Below are 17173 nucleotides of genomic sequence, written 5' to 3' on the forward strand. Positions count from 1 at the left end.
TACTAATAGGTCGAACGCTTGACCAATGGTTTCAAGTAAGAATAGATATTTTGACATTGTTCGGTTTTGAGGGTACAACAACTATCTTGAAAATGAACCTTCAAAAGTCGTAATTACGATTAAGCTTGCGCAGTATTTTTTCCTTAATGCAAGGCACGGCGAGCAAACGCGAGGCGCGCGTATATAGACATACGTAAGCGAGCGTGAGCGAGTCGGTAACGTAGCAGTAAGTGAAAAAGACAAGCAAGGAGATCTGGTGACTATAGCAAGGAGGCTACACCTGTTCCCATCTCGAACACAGTAGTTAAGCTCCTTTGCGCCGATGATACTTGGCGGGCAGCTGCCTGGGAAAGTAGGACGTCGCCGGTTTTTCAGAAAAAAGACATCCCGAATGGAATGTCTTTTTTTCTATGTATCAGAGACGAGTAGTGTCGCAGGCAGCTATTAAATAGTATAGCCCGCCAATCGGCAGGGCAGGTGCCTGTTTTACATGGCTTTAGCCATAGCGCAAAACAGGACAGCGAAGCGAGAGAAACGAGCGTAGGAGTGGAGAACGGAGTTCGACACGTTGCCTGGGAAAGTAGGACGTCGCCGGTTTTTTAAAAGCACACTGCAAAGCCAGTGTGTTTTTTCATATATTCTTTTATTGAAAAATTTAGAAATGACCATGGTCCAAGAAATAGTAGCAGCTAATTTGGAGTAATAAAAGGAGTTCCGTAAAAGATGAGACCATTATCTAATCCATTATTAAAGTTATTGTTGAAATTAAGAAGAAAGCCCTTCTTTTCAGTGTGTTGTATCGTTATGCTCATACTCATGACAGATATTGTAGTGTACAAGACAGGCGGCACTGAGTTTGCGTTTACCCATATCATGTATATTCCCATTATCGTTTCCGCATTTGTATTTGGTATGAGAGGCAGTTTACTGACATCAATAATAGCAGGCATAACACTGGGACCCGCTATGCCCATGAACACAGCCGGCGGGATCATGCAGGAGCCGAGAAGCTGGCTTTTAAGGACAGTTTTCTTTATTGTAATGGGCTTAGTAATCGCTTATTTATTTCAGCGAATTAAGACAGAGCATCAGAAATTAATAAAGAAATCATATGAGCATTATTTAACAGGTTATCCGAATCTTAATAAGCTGAGGCTTGATTGCGATGAAATCATAAGTAAGGGAATCCCCTTTTCCTTACTTGTATTTAAAATTACAAATCTGGATTATATTAACAAATATGTAGACTATATCGTTGAGGAAAAAATAGTATTCAACGTACTGGAAATCCTGACCAATCATTTCGATAAAATAAATATTTATTGTATTGCAAAAAGCCAATTTGCTGTAATTATACGAGAATGCAGCATTGATAATGCCTGTTGTAAATCAAAAGAATTTTTACATAACTTTAGAGAGCCTGTTCTGATAGACGGTCTGCCCGTAGACCTTACTTTAAGAGGCGGAATTGTGAACCATCCACTGCACGGCACCGAAAGTGATGATTTGCTTAAGAAATTGTGGCGGTCTTTGGATCAGGAAAGAATAGATGAAGAAGATATTTCAATTTATGAGAATCGAACGGCACAAAAAAATAAAGAGAACTATGAGGTGATGATTTCACTTTATGATGCAATAAAAAATAATGAGTTTTCAATTGTTTATCAACCGAAAATCAACCTGAAAAGAAACGAGGTTATTGGTTTGGAGGCATTATTGAGATGGAACAACGGTACCAGAGGGTATATAAATCCGGAAGAATTTATTCAATTAGCTGAATATACAGGGTATATAAATGAGATAACAAAGTGGGTGGTTGAAAATGTCATAGATCAATTACTAGCTTGGAAAAGTGAAGATCTCATAACGAAAGTGGCCATCAATATTTCTTCTAAAGATTTAAAGGATGACTCTATTATAGATTATATAAAGGAGCAATTGGAATGTAAGAAGATTGAGCCTTCAGCACTTGAGTTCGAGTTGACGGAAAGAACAATTGTGGATAACGAAAATAAAGTCGGACATCTGCTGGGGGATTTAAGTAATTTAGGGCTAAAGATTTCACTGGATGATTTCGGGACAGGTCATAACTCCCTGATACATCTTGTAAAATTACCTATCGATTATGTGAAGCTGGATAAGTTCTTTATTCATAACATTGAAGATATCAATAATAAACCGCTTATCGAAGGTGTCATCAAAACGGTACATACTCTTGGCATGGAAGTCATTGCAGAAGGTGTGGAAAATGAAGATCAGGTGAAAATCCTGAAGGCTATGGGCTGTGATAATATCCAGGGGTATTATTTCAGTAAACCGTTACAGCCTGATGCGATCAAAGAGTTTATTTCAGCATTTAAAAATATATAATGAATGTAGACTCTGTAAATTCAAGAAAATTCTCCCATAATTGACCAGAAATAAATTTCTTGAATTTAAAAAATAAAAATAGTATATTTGGTTTATGAAAGAAATCATGAAGGAACTGTGTAAAGATTACACAAATTTAAGCGAGGAGGATATCGCAATCCTGATTGAGTTTGGTGAGAAGATAGACGCTATGTCCATGCTCACGTCAAACGATATTTTTATTGACGCTCTTACTGCCAATGGAGAGGATTCCGTCGTATTAGCCTGGGCAAGGCCTGAAAAAAAATCCTTATACAATAAAAGTGTAGTGGGGGACCTTGCTTATCGAGAGAATGAGCCCGGTGTCTATAAAACCATGAAAACCGGGGAAATCTCCAGAGCCATACGAGGAGTCAGTCAGGAAGGAGTGCCTATTGCCCAGACTGTGGTTCCCATAAAAAACGGTGAGAGGATCATCGGGGTTCTCATCATGGAACGGGATATCACTTTAGAGATTGAACAGGAACAGAAAGTAAACGATCTGAAAGTGACACTGGAGTTTCTGAAGAAATCTCTGATTGAGCTGAATATTGCAGAATCGTATTTCGCCGACTGGTTTAACAACGGAATCTTTGTGTTAAACCGGGAATGCAGAATCATCTATACCAATAAAGCAGCTCATGACCTCTACGTCAAGGGCGGAGCGCCGGAACCCATGGGCAACGATCTTTCCCGATTTCTGGGAAGCTTTCATGACCTGGATGAAATGCTGGAGGAAATCAGCAGTCCTACGGAAATCGGATACATGGACGAAGTATACAGTTTTCATATCCATCCCCTCGGATTACAGGATGATTTGGAAGGAGCCGTAATCATTGTACAGGATATGACGGAACTTCGTATCAAAGAGCGGGAAATTCAGGGAAAAGATATCCTGATCAGAGAAATTCATCATCGAGTCAAAAACAATCTCCAAAATATTGCTGCGATCCTGCAGCTTCAAATGCGGAGAACCAATTCAGAAGAGGCACGAAATGCCTTTACAGCCAGTATCAACAGAATCATGTCCATAGCCATCGCGCACAATGTTTTCTCTAGACAAAATATCGACAAAATCGTTTTAAAAGATCTGTTAAGCTACATCTTAAATGCTACCCTGGAAAACTTTAAACTGGAAAATCAAAACATCATGACTGCAGTGGAAGGTCATAACATTGTAATTTCAAGTACCCAGGCAATTCCGGTATCTCTTATCGCCAATGAAGTCATCAGTAATTCTATGAAGCATGGAATAAAAAGTGATGAAGCGGGCGAAATTCGCATAAATATTAAAGAGAACAACGGAAAAGTTTGCATGGAATTTTACGACAGTGGAAAACATGAACTGCATTATGACATCAATGACGAAAACAAACTTGGATTGCAAATTGTGAAGGCGTTATCTCAGGAACAATTAGGAGGATCATTTACTATCGGCAAGGAAAACGGTGAGACAAAGGCAGAGATTATTTTTGCGAAATAACTTTTTGGAGGGAATTTCATGGGCTATTTGTCGGTATTGCTGGCAGACGATGAAGCATTGACCAGACTTGACATGAGAGAGCATCTGACCAAAGAAGGACACATCGTATGTGCTGAGACAGGGAATGGATTGGAAGTACTGGAATTGGCAAGAATGACCAATCCGAATATCGCATTGCTGGATATTAAAATGCCGGGGCTTGATGGAATTGATGTAGCAAACCAGCTGAAGGGGATGGGAATCCCTACGGTTCTGATTACTGCTTACCATCAAACCGGGCTGATCAATCGAGCGGAAAAGGTTGGTGTCTTCGGGTATTTGAATAAACCGATACGCCAGGAGGATATCATACCGGCTCTTCAAATCGCGTACGGCAGATGGAATGATATGCAGAATTTGTCTAAGAAAATTGAATCTTATAAAGAAAGGATCGATAACCAGAAGAAACTGAGCATTGCGAAAGGGATTTACGCACTGGAGAACGGTATCAGCGAATATGAAGCGCATAAGGAAATTTTAAAAGAAGCTATGTCAAGCAGAAAGCCCCTTTTAATGATCTGCGACCAGATTATTAAAAAAAACATTGCAAAACAATGCTGTAAGTGATAGTATACAAACATAATACAGACAAAGGAATAGAGCAATAGGGCTCACAAAACAAGATTTTTTTATAAAAGTCTTGTATTGTGAGCCCTTTTTTCGTTGTTTTTTGCCTGTATGGATTTTTATTTTTTTATGAAGGAGGAAAAAAACATGACAGAAAAATCTACGAACAATGAGAAGCTAGTGAGAACACTTAAACCGATTCATCTTTGGGCTTTGGCAGTAGGACTCGTCATTTCCGGGAACTTCTTCGGATGGAGCTATGGCTATGGAACAGGAGGTCCCCTCGGACTATTCCTTTCCTGTATCCCGGTTGTCATTTTTTATGCTACTTTTATTTTCTGTTATTCTGAAATGGCTACCATGATTCCTCACGCCGGCGGGCCTTCTGCCTATGCAAGAAGAGCAATGGGACCGGCAGCAGGTTATTTTGCGGGAATCAGCTGTCTCATTGAATTTTTATTTGCACCTCCGGCTATTGCGCTTGCGGTAGGTTGGTACATACACAATCTGATACCGATCATACCTGCTATCCCCGCTACCATTGTCGTTTTCGTAATCTTTGTATTTATTAACTTTTTAGGAATGCATACCTCTGCGGTATTTGAATTGATTGTAACCATCGTTGCATTGGTAGGTCTGTGCATTTTCTGGGCTGCAGCCGCGCCGCACTTCTCCATGGACAGTTTTTTACAGCCGCTGGCAGAAAACAATGGATTTGATGGCTTCCTGCAGTACATTCCAGGGGGCTGGACCGGGATTATGGCCTCTGTGCCTTTTGCCATCTGGTTTTATTTAGCCCTGGAAGGAGGAGCCATGGCAGCGGAAGAAATGGTAAATCCGCAGAAGGATATTCCGAAAGGATTCCTGACAGGTATGCTGACACTGTTCATCATGATGTGCTTTACCCTCTTCCTGACAGCCGGTATTGTAGATTACAACCAGGTTTCAGCCGTTGACTTCCCGCTTCCTGCAGCATTGGAGGCCGTATACGGCAAGGGAGCACTGACCATTATCGTAAACTTCCTTGGATTATTCGGTTTAATTGCTTCCCTTAACGGGATTATCGTAGGTTCTTCCAGACAGCTCTACGCCATGGCCAGAACCGGTTACCTGCCTAAGTTTATCGCTGGCGTTAACGCAAAACGGCATACACCTACCGCCGCGTTGATCATCGCCGGCGTCATCGGAATTCTGGCAGCCACCACCGGTCTTACTTCCGTAGTAATCACCCTTTCCGTATTCGGATCTGTAGGACTGTACTTTATCTCCCTGATTTCTTTCTTTGTACTTCGTTCAAAAGAACCCAACCTCAACAGACCTTTCAAGGTGCCCGGAGGTATCCTGGTAGCTGCAATCAGTATGGCTATGTGTCTTTTCTGCCTCATCAGCCTCTTCGTGACTACGGTTTCCGTACCGCTGCCTGAATCCAGCATTGCTTATATGATCTTCGGAGCAATCAGCATCAATCCTCTGGTGGCAACGGTTACCATCTATGTGGTTGCCTATTTATGGTTCTTTATCGGCGGAAGAAAGAATATCAGGCCCTTTGACGAAGAATTCGATGTGCTTTCCGATCTGGACGCAGCTTAAAAATTCTTGGATTTTAAGGCTTGGCCGGATCATCCGGCCAAACCTTTCCTTATCGTTGGAAAGCTGAAGTGACCGTATAAAAAAGAAACCCTATGGTTCTTAGGTGAAGAGGATTCTCTTCACCTAAGAACGTAAATTTATCAGAAATTCTGAGAGGAGGAAAAAAATAATGGCAATGAGAGATGAATTAATTGCATTAGGAATGGTTGAGACAAAAGGAGCGGTAGGAGCGATTGAAGCGGCAGATGCCATGGTAAAAGCTGCAAATGTTACTCTCATCGGGAAAGTCAAAGTAGGAGGTGCCTTGGTCACCGTTATGGTAAGAGGTGACGTGGGTGCGGTAAAAGCAGCAGTGGATGCCGGAGCATCAGCAGCCGAAAGAGTCGGTGAACTGGTGAGCTGCCATGTCATTCCAAGACCCCATCAGGATCTTGAGCAGATACTGCCAAAATTGACGGTGGAAAAATCCGCAAAAGAACCAAAGGAAAAAGCAACGGTATAAAGGAGATATTACAGGCAGACAGGAGGATCTTAAGGTGAAGAAAGAAAGCATATTGACAAGTGTAGGAATCGATATCGGAACCACAACTACAAAGTTAATCATATCCTATTTGACTTTGTCAAATGTAATGCCGGGAAGCAGAATTCCCCAAATTGAGATCAGCAATAAAAGCTTGTTTTATGCCTCTGAAACACGATTCACCCCATTTGTTGACAGACAAACCATTGATGAAGCAGCGGTCAAGGAGCTTATTCGCGAAGAATACAACAAAGCAGGAATTTCGCCGAAGGATATCGATACCGGAGCCATTATCATCACCGGAGAATCTGCCAAAAAAGAGAACGCGGAAAAGCTGGTACATGCTTTAGCCGAATTTTCCGGAGATTTTGTGGTGGCAACCGCAGGCCCGGAGTTGGAAAGCATTATCGCCGGAAAAGGATCCGGGGCCGAAGAGATATCCCGCAAGGAAAAATGTATCTGTGCGAATGTTGACATCGGTGGAGGAACAACCAATATTGCTTATTATAAAAACGGCGAATGTATCGGAAATGCCTGTCTGGAAGTGGGCGGAAGATTGATCGAGGTGGATCTTGTCACCCATCAGGTGAAATATATGGCTCATGCGGCGGCTTTGATCGCAGAAACGCTTTCCTGCAAGGATTTACAGAAGGAGAGTCCCGACAATCAAAGAAAGCAGATAGACCGTATTTTAACACAGATGGTGCTGTCTGTGGACGAGGTGCTGTTCTCCAAGACTCCCTCTGAAATAACCCGAGCGCTCATCGTAAATGACGATTTGCCGGAGCTTCTGCCGGATAAAATAATCTTTTCCGGAGGAGTATCCAGATATATTTACCAGAAGCCCGTCAGTGACTGGTGGATTCATGGAGATGTGGGACCTTTGCTGGCAGAGGCTTACAAAAATGGAGGGGCTTATCATGCCTTTAAAGTAGTCAATGGGGCGGAAACCATTCATGCTACCGTTATGGGCGCTGGCATCCATACCGTTAATGTGTCCGGATCCACAGTTTCGGTAAAAAAGGATTGTCTTCCCATTCGGAATATTCCCATTGTAATGCCGGAGAGGAAGGATGGTCTGTACAATTGGGTGGACCCGGCCAAACGGTTCTTGGATTCTCTGCATACCTGCGTGGCATTAACGGTTCCAACACAGGAAAACCTTGATTTCTGGCATATCGATGCAATGACGGAATTGCTTGCCGGTCAGCTGACACGGATCCCCAGCATTCCCAAAGTCATCATCATGGAACAGGATACTGCCAAGGTGATCGGTCAAGGGATCGTCAAAAGGCTGGGAAATATTGATTTGGTCTGTATCGATGGAATCAAAGCCTTTTCCGGTGACTATATCGATATCGGGAAAGCCTTGCATGATGCCGAAGCATTGCCGGTAGTAGTAAAGACTTTACTATTCAAAAATAATTAAAAAGGGGGTGTCAGACAATTGAAATTAATAACAAAGTTGTTCGGACATACATACCAGTTTAAGGATATAAAACAGGTTCTGGCCAAGGCCAATGAACTGAAATCCGGAGATATTTCAGCAGGTATTGCGGCTGAAGACGCAGCGGAAAGGATCGCCGCCAAAATTGTACTGTCGGATTTAACGCTGGAAGATCTCAGAATGAATCCTGTGGTTCCCGGTGAAATCGATGAAGTAACCAGAGTGATCGATGCCGATGTGAACGAGACCATCTATAGTGACATTAAAAATTGGTCTGTTGCTCAACTGAGAGAGTACCTATTGGATACGGAAACCAAAGGAGATCAAATCAGGCGAATCAGCAGAGGCATGACCTCGGAGATGGTTGCTGCTGCGGCGAAGCTGATGAGCAATCTTGATCTGATTCTCGCGGCTTCCAAAATAAAGGTAACAGCTCACTGCAATACCACCATCGGCCTTCCCGGCACTTTGGCCTCCAGGCTTCAGCCCAATCATACCACGGATTCCCCGGAAGGGATTCTGGCAAGTATCAGGGAAGGTCTCTCCTACGGTACAGGAGATGCCATCGTAGGATTAAATCCGGTAGACGATTCGGTGGAAGCCACCATGCGATCCCTGAACACCATGTACGAATTTATTGATCAGTGGGAAGTTCCTACACAAATATGCGTTTTGGCCCATATTACCACCCAAATGGAAGCCTGCAGAAAGGGTGCGCCCACCCATTGCCTATTTCAGTCCATAGCCGGATCACAGACTGCCAATGAAGCCTTTGGTATCAACAAAGAGCTTTTGGATGAGGCCTACGCACTGGGACTCAAGTATGGCAAAGGTACAGGTCCCAATATCATGTATTTTGAAACCGGTCAGGGGTCCGAGCTTTCCTCCAACGGTCATCATGACTCCGACCAGGTAACCATGGAAGCAAGGTGTTACGGGTTGGCAAGGCACTACAGCCCATTCCTGGTGAACACGGTAGTAGGCTTTATCGGGCCGGAATACCTCTATGACTCCAAGCAGGTCATCAGAGCCGGTCTTGAGGATCATTTCATGGGGAAGCTCACCGGTATCTCTATGGGCTGTGACGCCTGTTATACCAATCATATGAAAGCCGATCAAAACGACATCGAAAATTTGGCGGTATTGTTGTCTGCAGCAGGCTGTAACTATTTTATGGGCATTCCCATGGGAGACGACATCATGCTGAATTATCAATGCACAAGCTACCATGATGTGGCTGCATTGAGAGAAGTTCTGAGAATAAAACCACTTCCCGAATTCAATGCCTGGTGCGAAAAAATGGGCATTCTGAAGGACGGAAAGCTGACACCGATGGCTGGTGACGCCAGCATTTTTACAAAGTAGAAGGGAGGTGGCTGCAATGAATTTAGAAGATAATGTAAAGCTCATCGTAGAGCAGGTTTTAAAAGAAATTGCCATGACAGAAAACAGCAAGGCGCCATCCGGGAGTTCTGACGAATCAAAGGGTACAGAAACGGGAACAGCGTGTCAGGACTGTGCCGATGTGGCGGACATCTCCGCCGTCGATTTGCAGACCCAGCTTTTGGTTCCGAATCCAAAGAATAAAGAACTGTATATGGATATGAAGAAATCTACTTCAGCGAGAGTAGGTGTATGGAGAGCGGGTCCCAGACCCCTGACGGAAACTCTGCTGAGATTTCGGGCCGACCATGCCGTGGCGCAGGATTCTGTCATGGGAGAAATATCGGAAGAAGATGCAGTGAAATATAAAATGCTTTATGTAAAATCCGCTTGCAGGGACAAGGATGAATATCTGACAAGGCCGGAAAGGGGCAGAATCCTGGATGACGAAAGCCTGGATACAATTCGGAAAGAATGTGAGAAAAGGCCTCAGGTTCAGATCGTGGTTGCTGATGGATTGTCAAGCAAGGCCGTGGAAGCCAACATTCCGAATCTGTATCCGGCATTATTGCAGGGACTGCAGTCGATGGGGATCAAACTGGGAACACCGCTTATGGCAAAATATGCAAGGGTAGGGCTGATGGATGCCATTGGAGAGGCCATTCAACCGGAAGTGTGTCTGATCCTTATCGGGGAAAGACCGGGTCTGGGAACGGCAGAAAGCATGAGTGCCTATATTGCCTACAACCCGAGACTGGGGATGATCGAAAGCGAGAGGACCGTATTAAGCAATATTCATAAGGGCGGAACCCCGGCAGTGGAAGCCGGAGCTCATATTGCAACCCTGGTAAAGAGAATTCTGGATGCGAAAGCTTCCGGAGTCAATTTAAAAATATAACAGAGGAGGTGCCAGATACATGTTGATTGAGCCTATCAAACCACAGGTTTTAGCAGTAAGACTGATCCCCAATGTATCACCGGATTTAGGAAAAGAGCTGGGTCTAACCGCAGATCAAAGATCGATAGGAATGATTACCGCAACCATAGATGATGCCACTTATACGGCGTTGGATGAGGCAACAAAAAGAGCAGAGGTAGAAGTTGTTTACGCAAAGAGCTTTTATGCCGGTTCAGGCCACGCCTCAGGGCCGAGAAGCGGTGAAATCATAGGGATTCTTGCGGGGCCTAATCCGGCTGAAGTAAGAGCCGGTATCGATGCCTGTATCGATACCCTGGAAAATGAAGCTTTCTTTTATACCCATGACGGAGGAGATACGGCCTGGTATGCACACACCATTTCCAGAACGGGGAGCTATCTTTCCAAGGCCTGCGGTATTCCGGAAGGAGATCCCATTGCTTATCTCATTGCCTGCCCCCTGGAAGCCATGTTCGGCCTGGATGCTGCCTTAAAAGCAGCGGAGGTGGATATGAAGGTATTCTATGGTCCTCCATCGGAGACAAATTTTGGCGGTGCATTGCTCCACGGCTCTCAAAGTGCCTGCAAAGCAGCTTGCGAGGCATTTCAGAATGCGGTTATCGACGTGGCTTTAAATCCCTTGAAATATTTAGGCGGTTGAGACGAGGTGATGTAATTGGAACTTGACAGAGATCTAGCTACACTCCAGGAGGTCAGAAATCTTGTGAATGCGGCAAAGAAAGCGCAGGATATCTTAAAAAATTTTTCCCAGGAACAGGTGGACCAGATCTGCCTGGCCATTGCGGAGGCAGGCGAAAGAAATTCCTGCATGCTGGCGGAATCGGCAGTTTCAGAAACAGGAATGGGGAAATATGAGGATAAGTGTTTTAAAAACTATTTTGCTTCCAAAGTTCTTTATGACTACATAAAAGACATGAAGACCGTGGGAATCATCCGGAAAAATGATGCGGAGAAGGTTTGGGAGGTTGCAGAGCCGGTAGGTGTCATAGCCGGCATTATTCCAACCACAAATCCCACTTCAACGGTAATCTACAAAGCCATGATTGCGTTGAAGACAAGAAATACCATCGTATTTTCGCCCCATCCTTCTGCGGCTGCCTGTACCAAAGAAGCAGCCAGAATTGTGCATGAGGCGGCAATCAAGGCGGGCGCCCCGGAAGGCTGCATCGGATGCATCACGATGCCCTCATTGGAAGGTACCCAGGAATTAATGAAGCACAAGCATACGGCTATGATCCTGGCAACGGGTGGCAGCGCTCTTGTGAAGGCGGCCTATTCAAGCGGGAAACCGGCTCTCGGAGTAGGACCAGGGAATGTTCCTGCATTTGTTCACAGAAGTGCGGAACTATCGAAGGCTGCAGAACATATTCTCATGGGAAAGACCTTTGACAACGGAACCATCTGCGCTTCGGAGCAGGCTATCGTTGCTGAAGAATGCATCTCGGAAAAGCTCATGGCGGAGCTGGTGAATCGGGGGGGCCATTTCCTGACCAAAGAAGAGACCGAGAAGGTCTCTCGTGTGGTGATTCTGCCATCTCATGGGGTGAATCCGAAGGTTGTGGGAAAACCGCCCCAGTTTATCGCAGAGCTTGCGGGGATTTCCGTTCCTTCCACGGCTAAATGTCTCATTGCTCCGCTTTTCGGCGTAGGACCTCAGTGGCCTTTATCCTATGAAAAGCTCTCGACCGTATTGGGATATTATACGGTAAAGGACTGGCACGAGGGATGCGAGCGGTGTATTCAACTGTTAGAAATTGGAGGGATCGGTCATAGCCTTGCCATCCATTGTACAGATATGGAGGTCATTACGGAATTCGTCTTAAAGAAACCGATTTTCAGAATTCTGATCAACACTCCTGCTGCCCTTGGAGGGGTTGGGGCTACCACCAATCTTGCACCGTCCTTTACGTTGGGCTGCGGTACCTGGGGAGGATCCAGCGTTTCGGAGAATGTAACACCAATGCATCTGCTGAATATAAAAAGGGCAGCCTGGCATACGGGAGTTCCGGAGCTTCCCAGGGGATTTGTGAAGCCCAGGGATTCTGCAGATGAGCAGGTTCCCTGTCCATCCGATGGTACAGGAATCGCAGGAATCAATGAAAAAGTCATTGCGGATATTATCGCGGAAGTCATAAAAGCGTTACATAAAAAGTAACCGGTTTAAATTGAGAAGGAGGAACCAGAAATGGAAAAGACAATTGCTTTAGGAATGATCGAGACGAAAGGTCTCATTGCCTCCATCGAGGCCATGGACCAGATGTTGAAGGCTGCTAATGTAAAGATTGCAGGGAAAGAACATGTAACCGGCGGTTATGTTGCAGTAATGGTCAGAGGAGATGTGGGTGCAGTGAAAGCGGCGGTGGATGCCGGTGCGGCGGCAGCTCAAAGAGTGGGAGAGCTCATCAGTGTTCATGTAATCCCAAGACCTCATATGGAAGTGGAAGGCATCTTGCCGGTAGGAGATAATAAATAGATCTGCGGAGCGAACACTGAAAATAATGAATAAAAGGTTTGTTCAGTGCGGATAAATCTCGCGAAAGTGGTGATGAACTTGATCGTAACAGAAGCGGATCTTAGGGCCAATTGGTATAAGGATAAAAAAACGATGATCAAAATACCGCCGGGCAGTGTTATCACGCCTCCGGCACGGGAATTTCTTAAAAATAAAGGGATTTCGGTGGAGATTGAAGGAGAAGGTATTTTGGATTTTACCGGATTGACTTACAATTCGTCAATTCATAGTGCCAAGGCTGTCCCGGCGGCTCCGCCGGTATCCGGTATCAATGCTGTTCCGGCAAGCCGCCCGGCACCCGGTATCAATGGCGGTTCGGCAAGCCGCCCGGCAGCTCATGAAAGGCCGGTACCGGTCAGCCCTCAGCCTCATGGCCTGCAAGAGAAAAAAACAGAATATATGACCCACTTAAGAGGAAATCAGCTTGTATTGAAATCAAATCCGATTATCCGATTCCGAGGAGAACTGGATTCCTTTCTGTCTCAGCTTGTGGAGACCCAACTGTGGTTTCAGGAAAAAGGATTCACCGGAATGGCGGAGAAACTGGAGGAAGTGGTGGTTTTTGCAAGGAATTTGATGCAAGCCGAGGTCGGCAATAAGGAATTTGTCTTTCTGAAAGTTTTTGGATTTGACCAGGCAGAGCTGCGGGAAGTCAGTCATAATCCGATGAAATATTTCGGAGTAAACCATTCCTTTGTGTCGAGGAAACACGGAATCAGTGTGGCAAAGCTGCACGTTCTCCGCGCAAAATCCAGAGAAGTGGAATTGGCCGCCATCGCTGCCTTTGTGTCCAAGGAGGGGAAATGTGAACGGGAAGACCTCATAACCGGATGCAATCGTCTGTCCAGCATTCTTTATATTCTGGTTTGTATGGAGAAAGCCAGAATCAGGGATGAGGCAGCACAGGTGACAGTATTTGAAGTCAACATCGGTGTATCCAACAGGCATGTCCACTTGAGCAGGGAGGACCTGGAAGCGCTCTTCGGGAAAGGATACGAACTGAAAAAAATAAAAGATCTGTCCCAGCCCGGTCAGTTTGCTGCGGAAGAAACGGTGACCCTTCGGGGTCCCAAGGGCAGTATTGAAAAGGTACGGATCTTAGGGCCGGTAAGAAAAGAATCCCAGGTAGAGCTCAGTGTATCAGATAGTATAAAGTTGGGAATCCAGGCTCCCGTAAGGAATTCAGGAGATGTAGAAGGCACTCCGGGAATTATTTTAACCAGTCAGAATAATAAACTAGAGCTAAAAAAAGGCGTAATTATAGCGAAAAGGCATTTACACCTGGACCCGGGAACGGCAAAAAAGATGGGCCTGCAGGACAAAGACTTGATCAATGTATCTTTAAAAACAAAACGGCCAATCAGATTGGATCAGGTAGCGGTAAGAGTCAGCGATACGTATAAAACCGATTTACATATTGATCTTGACGAAGCCAATGCTGCCCTGGCCAAAAACGGAGATAAGGCAGTTTTGATATGGGAGGCTTGATATGGAACAGGAAATCATTGCAGCCCTGGTAAAATTAATCATGACGGATCCAAGATTTCTGGAACTGATGAAGGGGGAACCTCAGAAAGAGAAGGAGGATCTGATACTGATCGAAAAGAAGGAAACCTATGACAAACTTCCGCAAGATTGCAAAGCCGCTGTGTATTGTCAGGAATTCTGCCAGGGGAATCATGGATTTTTAAGTGACGAGGAAGCGGTAAACGGGAAATGGAAAAATCTGAAGCTTTATAACCCATCTTTCAATTTTATTGCAAAGCTTGCACTGGGTCTGGCAGATGAACCGATCCTGAAGCTGTTTCAGAATCAATTACTAGAAGGCAAAGGAAACCTGGAGCTGATCCATGTCAGCAATCTATCGGAAATAAAATCGGAGTCCTATAGGAACCTGTTCCTGGCCTATCTGGAAACGATAAAAAGCTTTGGAATAAAGGTGTCCGGAGCTGCGGACTTTCGGGACACAAGACTCTGGGAGAAACGGGCTTTGACGGAAAAGGATCTGCTGGACATGGAACCGGGTATCGTCATTACAGTAGATAGCAAATGTATCGTGACGTCTCTTGCTGCCGATCTGGCCGGAAGAAAGGGGATACAAATTTGTCGTAAAGGAGAAGTAAGATGATTTTGGCAAAGGTGGTAGGTCAAATCTGGTCTACAAGAAAAGAAGAAGCGCTCCGGGGTATCAAATTTCTGGTTGTACAGCCGATTAACCTTTCCTTTGATTCCGGAGGAAACGTCACGGAAGTCACCGACTTCGGGAATACCATGGTAGCCGGTGACCGAATCGGCGCCGGAGAAGGGGATGTTGTCATGGTAGTATCCGGTTCTTCCGCCCGGCAATCAGAAGGTGATACCCATTTGCCAATTGATGCCAACATCGTTGGGATCGTGGATTCGGAGATGTTTCAATAATGAAAAAAGAAGAAATTCTTAAGAAAATTGAAGATTACGGTGTGGTGGGCTCCGGCGGAGCCGGTTTTCCTACGCACATCAAGTACAGGACCAAGGCGGAAACCGTCATTGTCAATCTTGCAGAATGTGAACCATTGCTCAGAGTGGATCAGCAATTGGCGGAACGTTATGGAGAGGATCTGGTCGAAGGTCTGGAATGTGCCATGACGGCAGTGGATGCGGGGGAAGGCATTATTGCCTTGAAGGAGAAGTACCGAAAAGCGGTACAGAAATTGGAGCCATTGCTTAATGACAGGATGAGGATTTTTTATCTCAGAGATGTTTACCCGGCCGGGGATGAGTTTATAACGATCAAAATGGCAACGGGAAAATCAGTACCTCCTGCTTCCATTCCCATTTCAATTGGGGTGGTGGTAAGCAATGCGCAAACCCTGATCAATGTAGCCCGGGCCATGAAGGGCCAGCCGGTAGTGACCAGAACCATTACGGTAACCGGAAATGTAAAAAATCCCGTTACCGTTACTGTTCCCATAGGAATCAGCTATAGGCAGCTACTGGAGATGACAGGAAATGATATCTCCGGAGAGGACGCTTATATTGACGGCGGGCCTTTTATGGGGAAAATGCTCACAGACCTGGACAGCACTGTAACGAAAACCAGCGGAGGCCTGGTGGTTTTGCCAAAAGATCATGTTCTGGTAAAAATCAAAACACAACCCATGTCGCACATCCTGAGAGTGGCAAGGACGGTATGTGAGCAATGTCAGCTCTGCACGGATTTATGTCCGCGAAACATCATCGGCCATAGGGACTTAAAGCCTCATATGAGCATACGGGCGGTGAATTATGGGAAAATGACACAGAGCCAGACCATAAAGGGGGCGATTCTATGCTCGGATTGCGGAGTCTGTGAACTCTATAGCTGCCCTGTAAATATCTCTCCGCGCAGAGTCAATCAGGCTATCAAACAGGAACTGGTGAGTCTGGGAATCAAATATGAGGGTGTTCTGAGCAACGAAGACCCCTTATGGAATGCCAGACTTGTACCATCCAGGCAAATTGCAAACCGCGCAGGCTTAAAGAATTACTACCACTTGGATGCTCCGCTTCTGGAAGACCTTCCGGATGTCCATAAAGTGAGAATCAATCTGAAGCAGCATGTGGGGGTGCCTTCTGAACCTGTGGTCCTGCCGGGGGATCCGGTGAAAAAAGGGGATTTGATCGCCAGAATCAAGAAAGGACAATTGGGAGCCAATCTTCATGCAAGTATAGACGGTGTCGTCAGCAAAATCAATGATAAAGAAATAACCATTGAGAAGGGCGGTGAAGAGGAATGGAAATAAATGCTATCGGCATGGTTGAATTTAATAGTATCGCACAGGGAATCGACAGCACCGACGCCATGTGCAAGGTAGCGGACATAACCTTACTGGTCAGCAAAACGGTCTGTCCCGGTAAATATATCAGCATCGTGGCGGGAGATACCTCCGGTGTCCAGCAAGCGGTAAGAATGGGAGAGGAGAAGGCCCCGGAATGCTTGGTAGACAGTTTTATGATTCCCAATATCCATCCTTCTTTGATTCCGGCCATAGCGGGAACGGCCACCGTAGAAAATTGCAGAGCCATTGGAATCATTGAGACCTTTAGTGTAGCCACCCTGATAGAGGCTGCCGATGCGGCATTAAAAACAGGAGAAGTAGAGCCTTTACGAGTCCATATCGCCTTCGGCATCGGAGGAAAAGCCTACGTAGTTCTCACTGGTGACGTGGCTTCGGTAAAGGCAGCTGTTTCCGAAGGAAGTAGACTGGCAGGCGAGAGGGGCCAGCTTGTAAGGGATATTGTGATCCCCAGGCCTCACCCGATGCTGCTTGAAAATCTGATTTAGTATC

Annotated in this window: 16 protein-coding genes and 1 rRNA gene; all 17 read left to right on the forward strand. The window is 45.4% G+C overall.

Annotated elements, in window-relative coordinates; translation table 11 throughout:
* Window positions 1-252 precede the first annotated feature (252 nt).
* Window positions 253-369: ribosomal RNA gene (gene rrf / locus KCX82_RS18640) — 5S ribosomal RNA — on the forward strand.
* 354 nt (window positions 370-723) lie between these two features.
* The gene (locus tag KCX82_RS18645; RefSeq protein ID WP_227020003.1) at window positions 724-2370 is read left to right on the forward strand and encodes a bifunctional diguanylate cyclase/phosphodiesterase; all 1647 of its coding nucleotides are present in this window, start codon (window positions 724-726) and stop codon (window positions 2368-2370) included.
* A gap of 94 nt (window positions 2371-2464) precedes the next feature.
* Entirely contained in the window at window positions 2465-3871 is a 1407-nt protein-coding gene (locus KCX82_RS18650; protein WP_227020004.1) for a sensor histidine kinase, read from the forward strand.
* Window positions 3872-3889: 18 nt separating this feature from the next.
* Complete coding sequence (locus KCX82_RS18655) at window positions 3890-4477, forward strand: ANTAR domain-containing response regulator (protein WP_227020005.1); 588 nt, start codon at window positions 3890-3892, stop codon at window positions 4475-4477.
* 147 nt (window positions 4478-4624) lie between these two features.
* Window positions 4625-6067 (forward strand): ethanolamine permease, encoded by a 1443-nt coding sequence (gene eat, locus KCX82_RS18660; protein ID WP_227020006.1) that lies wholly within the window; start codon window positions 4625-4627, stop codon window positions 6065-6067.
* A 175-nt stretch (window positions 6068-6242) separates the two neighbouring features.
* Complete coding sequence (locus KCX82_RS18665) at window positions 6243-6569, forward strand: BMC domain-containing protein (protein WP_227020075.1); 327 nt, start codon at window positions 6243-6245, stop codon at window positions 6567-6569.
* A gap of 34 nt (window positions 6570-6603) precedes the next feature.
* Window positions 6604-8016, forward strand: a complete 1413-nt coding sequence (locus KCX82_RS18670) for an ethanolamine ammonia-lyase reactivating factor EutA (RefSeq protein WP_227020007.1) — start codon at window positions 6604-6606, stop codon at window positions 8014-8016.
* Between the two features lie 18 nt (window positions 8017-8034).
* A complete protein-coding gene (locus KCX82_RS18675) occupies window positions 8035-9399 on the forward strand; it encodes an ethanolamine ammonia-lyase subunit EutB (protein ID WP_227020008.1) in 1365 nt (454 codons plus the stop codon).
* A gap of 16 nt (window positions 9400-9415) precedes the next feature.
* Window positions 9416-10315: an ethanolamine ammonia-lyase subunit EutC gene (gene eutC / locus KCX82_RS18680; RefSeq protein ID WP_227020009.1), complete on the forward strand. Its 900-nt coding sequence runs from the start codon at window positions 9416-9418 to the stop codon at window positions 10313-10315.
* A gap of 19 nt (window positions 10316-10334) precedes the next feature.
* A complete protein-coding gene (eutL, locus tag KCX82_RS18685) occupies window positions 10335-10994 on the forward strand; it encodes an ethanolamine utilization microcompartment protein EutL (RefSeq protein ID WP_465250683.1) in 660 nt (219 codons plus the stop codon).
* Between the two features lie 15 nt (window positions 10995-11009).
* Entirely contained in the window at window positions 11010-12509 is a 1500-nt protein-coding gene (locus KCX82_RS18690; RefSeq protein WP_227020010.1) for an acetaldehyde dehydrogenase (acetylating), read from the forward strand.
* Between the two features lie 30 nt (window positions 12510-12539).
* The gene (locus KCX82_RS18695) at window positions 12540-12827 is read left to right on the forward strand and encodes a BMC domain-containing protein (RefSeq protein ID WP_227020011.1); all 288 of its coding nucleotides are present in this window, start codon (window positions 12540-12542) and stop codon (window positions 12825-12827) included.
* 45 nt (window positions 12828-12872) lie between these two features.
* Entirely contained in the window at window positions 12873-14354 is a 1482-nt protein-coding gene (pduL, locus tag KCX82_RS18700) for a phosphate propanoyltransferase (RefSeq protein WP_227020012.1), read from the forward strand.
* A gap of 1 nt (window position 14355) precedes the next feature.
* Complete coding sequence (locus KCX82_RS18705; RefSeq protein ID WP_227020013.1) at window positions 14356-14994, forward strand: hypothetical protein; 639 nt, start codon at window positions 14356-14358, stop codon at window positions 14992-14994.
* Window positions 14991-15284, forward strand: coding sequence for a EutN/CcmL family microcompartment protein (locus tag KCX82_RS18710; RefSeq protein ID WP_227020014.1), 294 nt, complete (start codon window positions 14991-14993; stop codon window positions 15282-15284). Before KCX82_RS18705 ends, KCX82_RS18710 begins: the two co-directional genes overlap by 4 nt.
* Window positions 15284-16627, forward strand: a complete 1344-nt coding sequence (locus tag KCX82_RS18715; protein WP_227020015.1) for a 4Fe-4S dicluster domain-containing protein — start codon at window positions 15284-15286, stop codon at window positions 16625-16627. The genes KCX82_RS18710 and KCX82_RS18715 overlap by 1 nt, the downstream gene beginning before the upstream one ends.
* Window positions 16618-17169 carry a BMC domain-containing protein gene (locus KCX82_RS18720; RefSeq protein WP_227020016.1) on the forward strand — a complete coding sequence of 184 codons (552 nt, stop codon included), beginning with the start codon at window positions 16618-16620 and terminating at the stop codon, window positions 17167-17169. Before KCX82_RS18715 ends, KCX82_RS18720 begins: the two co-directional genes overlap by 10 nt.
* Window positions 17170-17173: the final 4 nt, after the last annotated feature.

It is taken from the genome of Sinanaerobacter chloroacetimidivorans (genome assembly GCF_018128545.1).
Classification (GTDB): domain Bacteria; phylum Bacillota; class Clostridia; order Peptostreptococcales; family Anaerovoracaceae; genus Sinanaerobacter; species Sinanaerobacter chloroacetimidivorans.

Coding starts and splice junctions, on each gene's coding strand:
- KCX82_RS18645 (WP_227020003.1), top strand. CDS start 724: ATGAGACCATTATCTAATCCATTATTAAAGTTATTGTTGAAATTAAGA.
- KCX82_RS18650 (WP_227020004.1), top strand. CDS start 2,465: ATGAAAGAAATCATGAAGGAACTGTGTAAAGATTACACAAATTTAAGC.
- KCX82_RS18655 (WP_227020005.1), top strand. CDS start 3,890: ATGGGCTATTTGTCGGTATTGCTGGCAGACGATGAAGCATTGACCAGA.
- eat (WP_227020006.1), top strand. CDS start 4,625: ATGACAGAAAAATCTACGAACAATGAGAAGCTAGTGAGAACACTTAAA.
- KCX82_RS18665 (WP_227020075.1), top strand. CDS start 6,243: ATGAGAGATGAATTAATTGCATTAGGAATGGTTGAGACAAAAGGAGCG.
- eutC (WP_227020009.1), top strand. CDS start 9,416: ATGAATTTAGAAGATAATGTAAAGCTCATCGTAGAGCAGGTTTTAAAA.
- eutL (WP_465250683.1), top strand. CDS start 10,335: ATGTTGATTGAGCCTATCAAACCACAGGTTTTAGCAGTAAGACTGATC.
- KCX82_RS18695 (WP_227020011.1), top strand. CDS start 12,540: ATGGAAAAGACAATTGCTTTAGGAATGATCGAGACGAAAGGTCTCATT.
- KCX82_RS18705 (WP_227020013.1), top strand. CDS start 14,356: ATGGAACAGGAAATCATTGCAGCCCTGGTAAAATTAATCATGACGGAT.
- KCX82_RS18710 (WP_227020014.1), top strand. CDS start 14,991: ATGATTTTGGCAAAGGTGGTAGGTCAAATCTGGTCTACAAGAAAAGAA.
- KCX82_RS18715 (WP_227020015.1), top strand. CDS start 15,284: ATGAAAAAAGAAGAAATTCTTAAGAAAATTGAAGATTACGGTGTGGTG.
- KCX82_RS18720 (WP_227020016.1), top strand. CDS start 16,618: ATGGAAATAAATGCTATCGGCATGGTTGAATTTAATAGTATCGCACAG.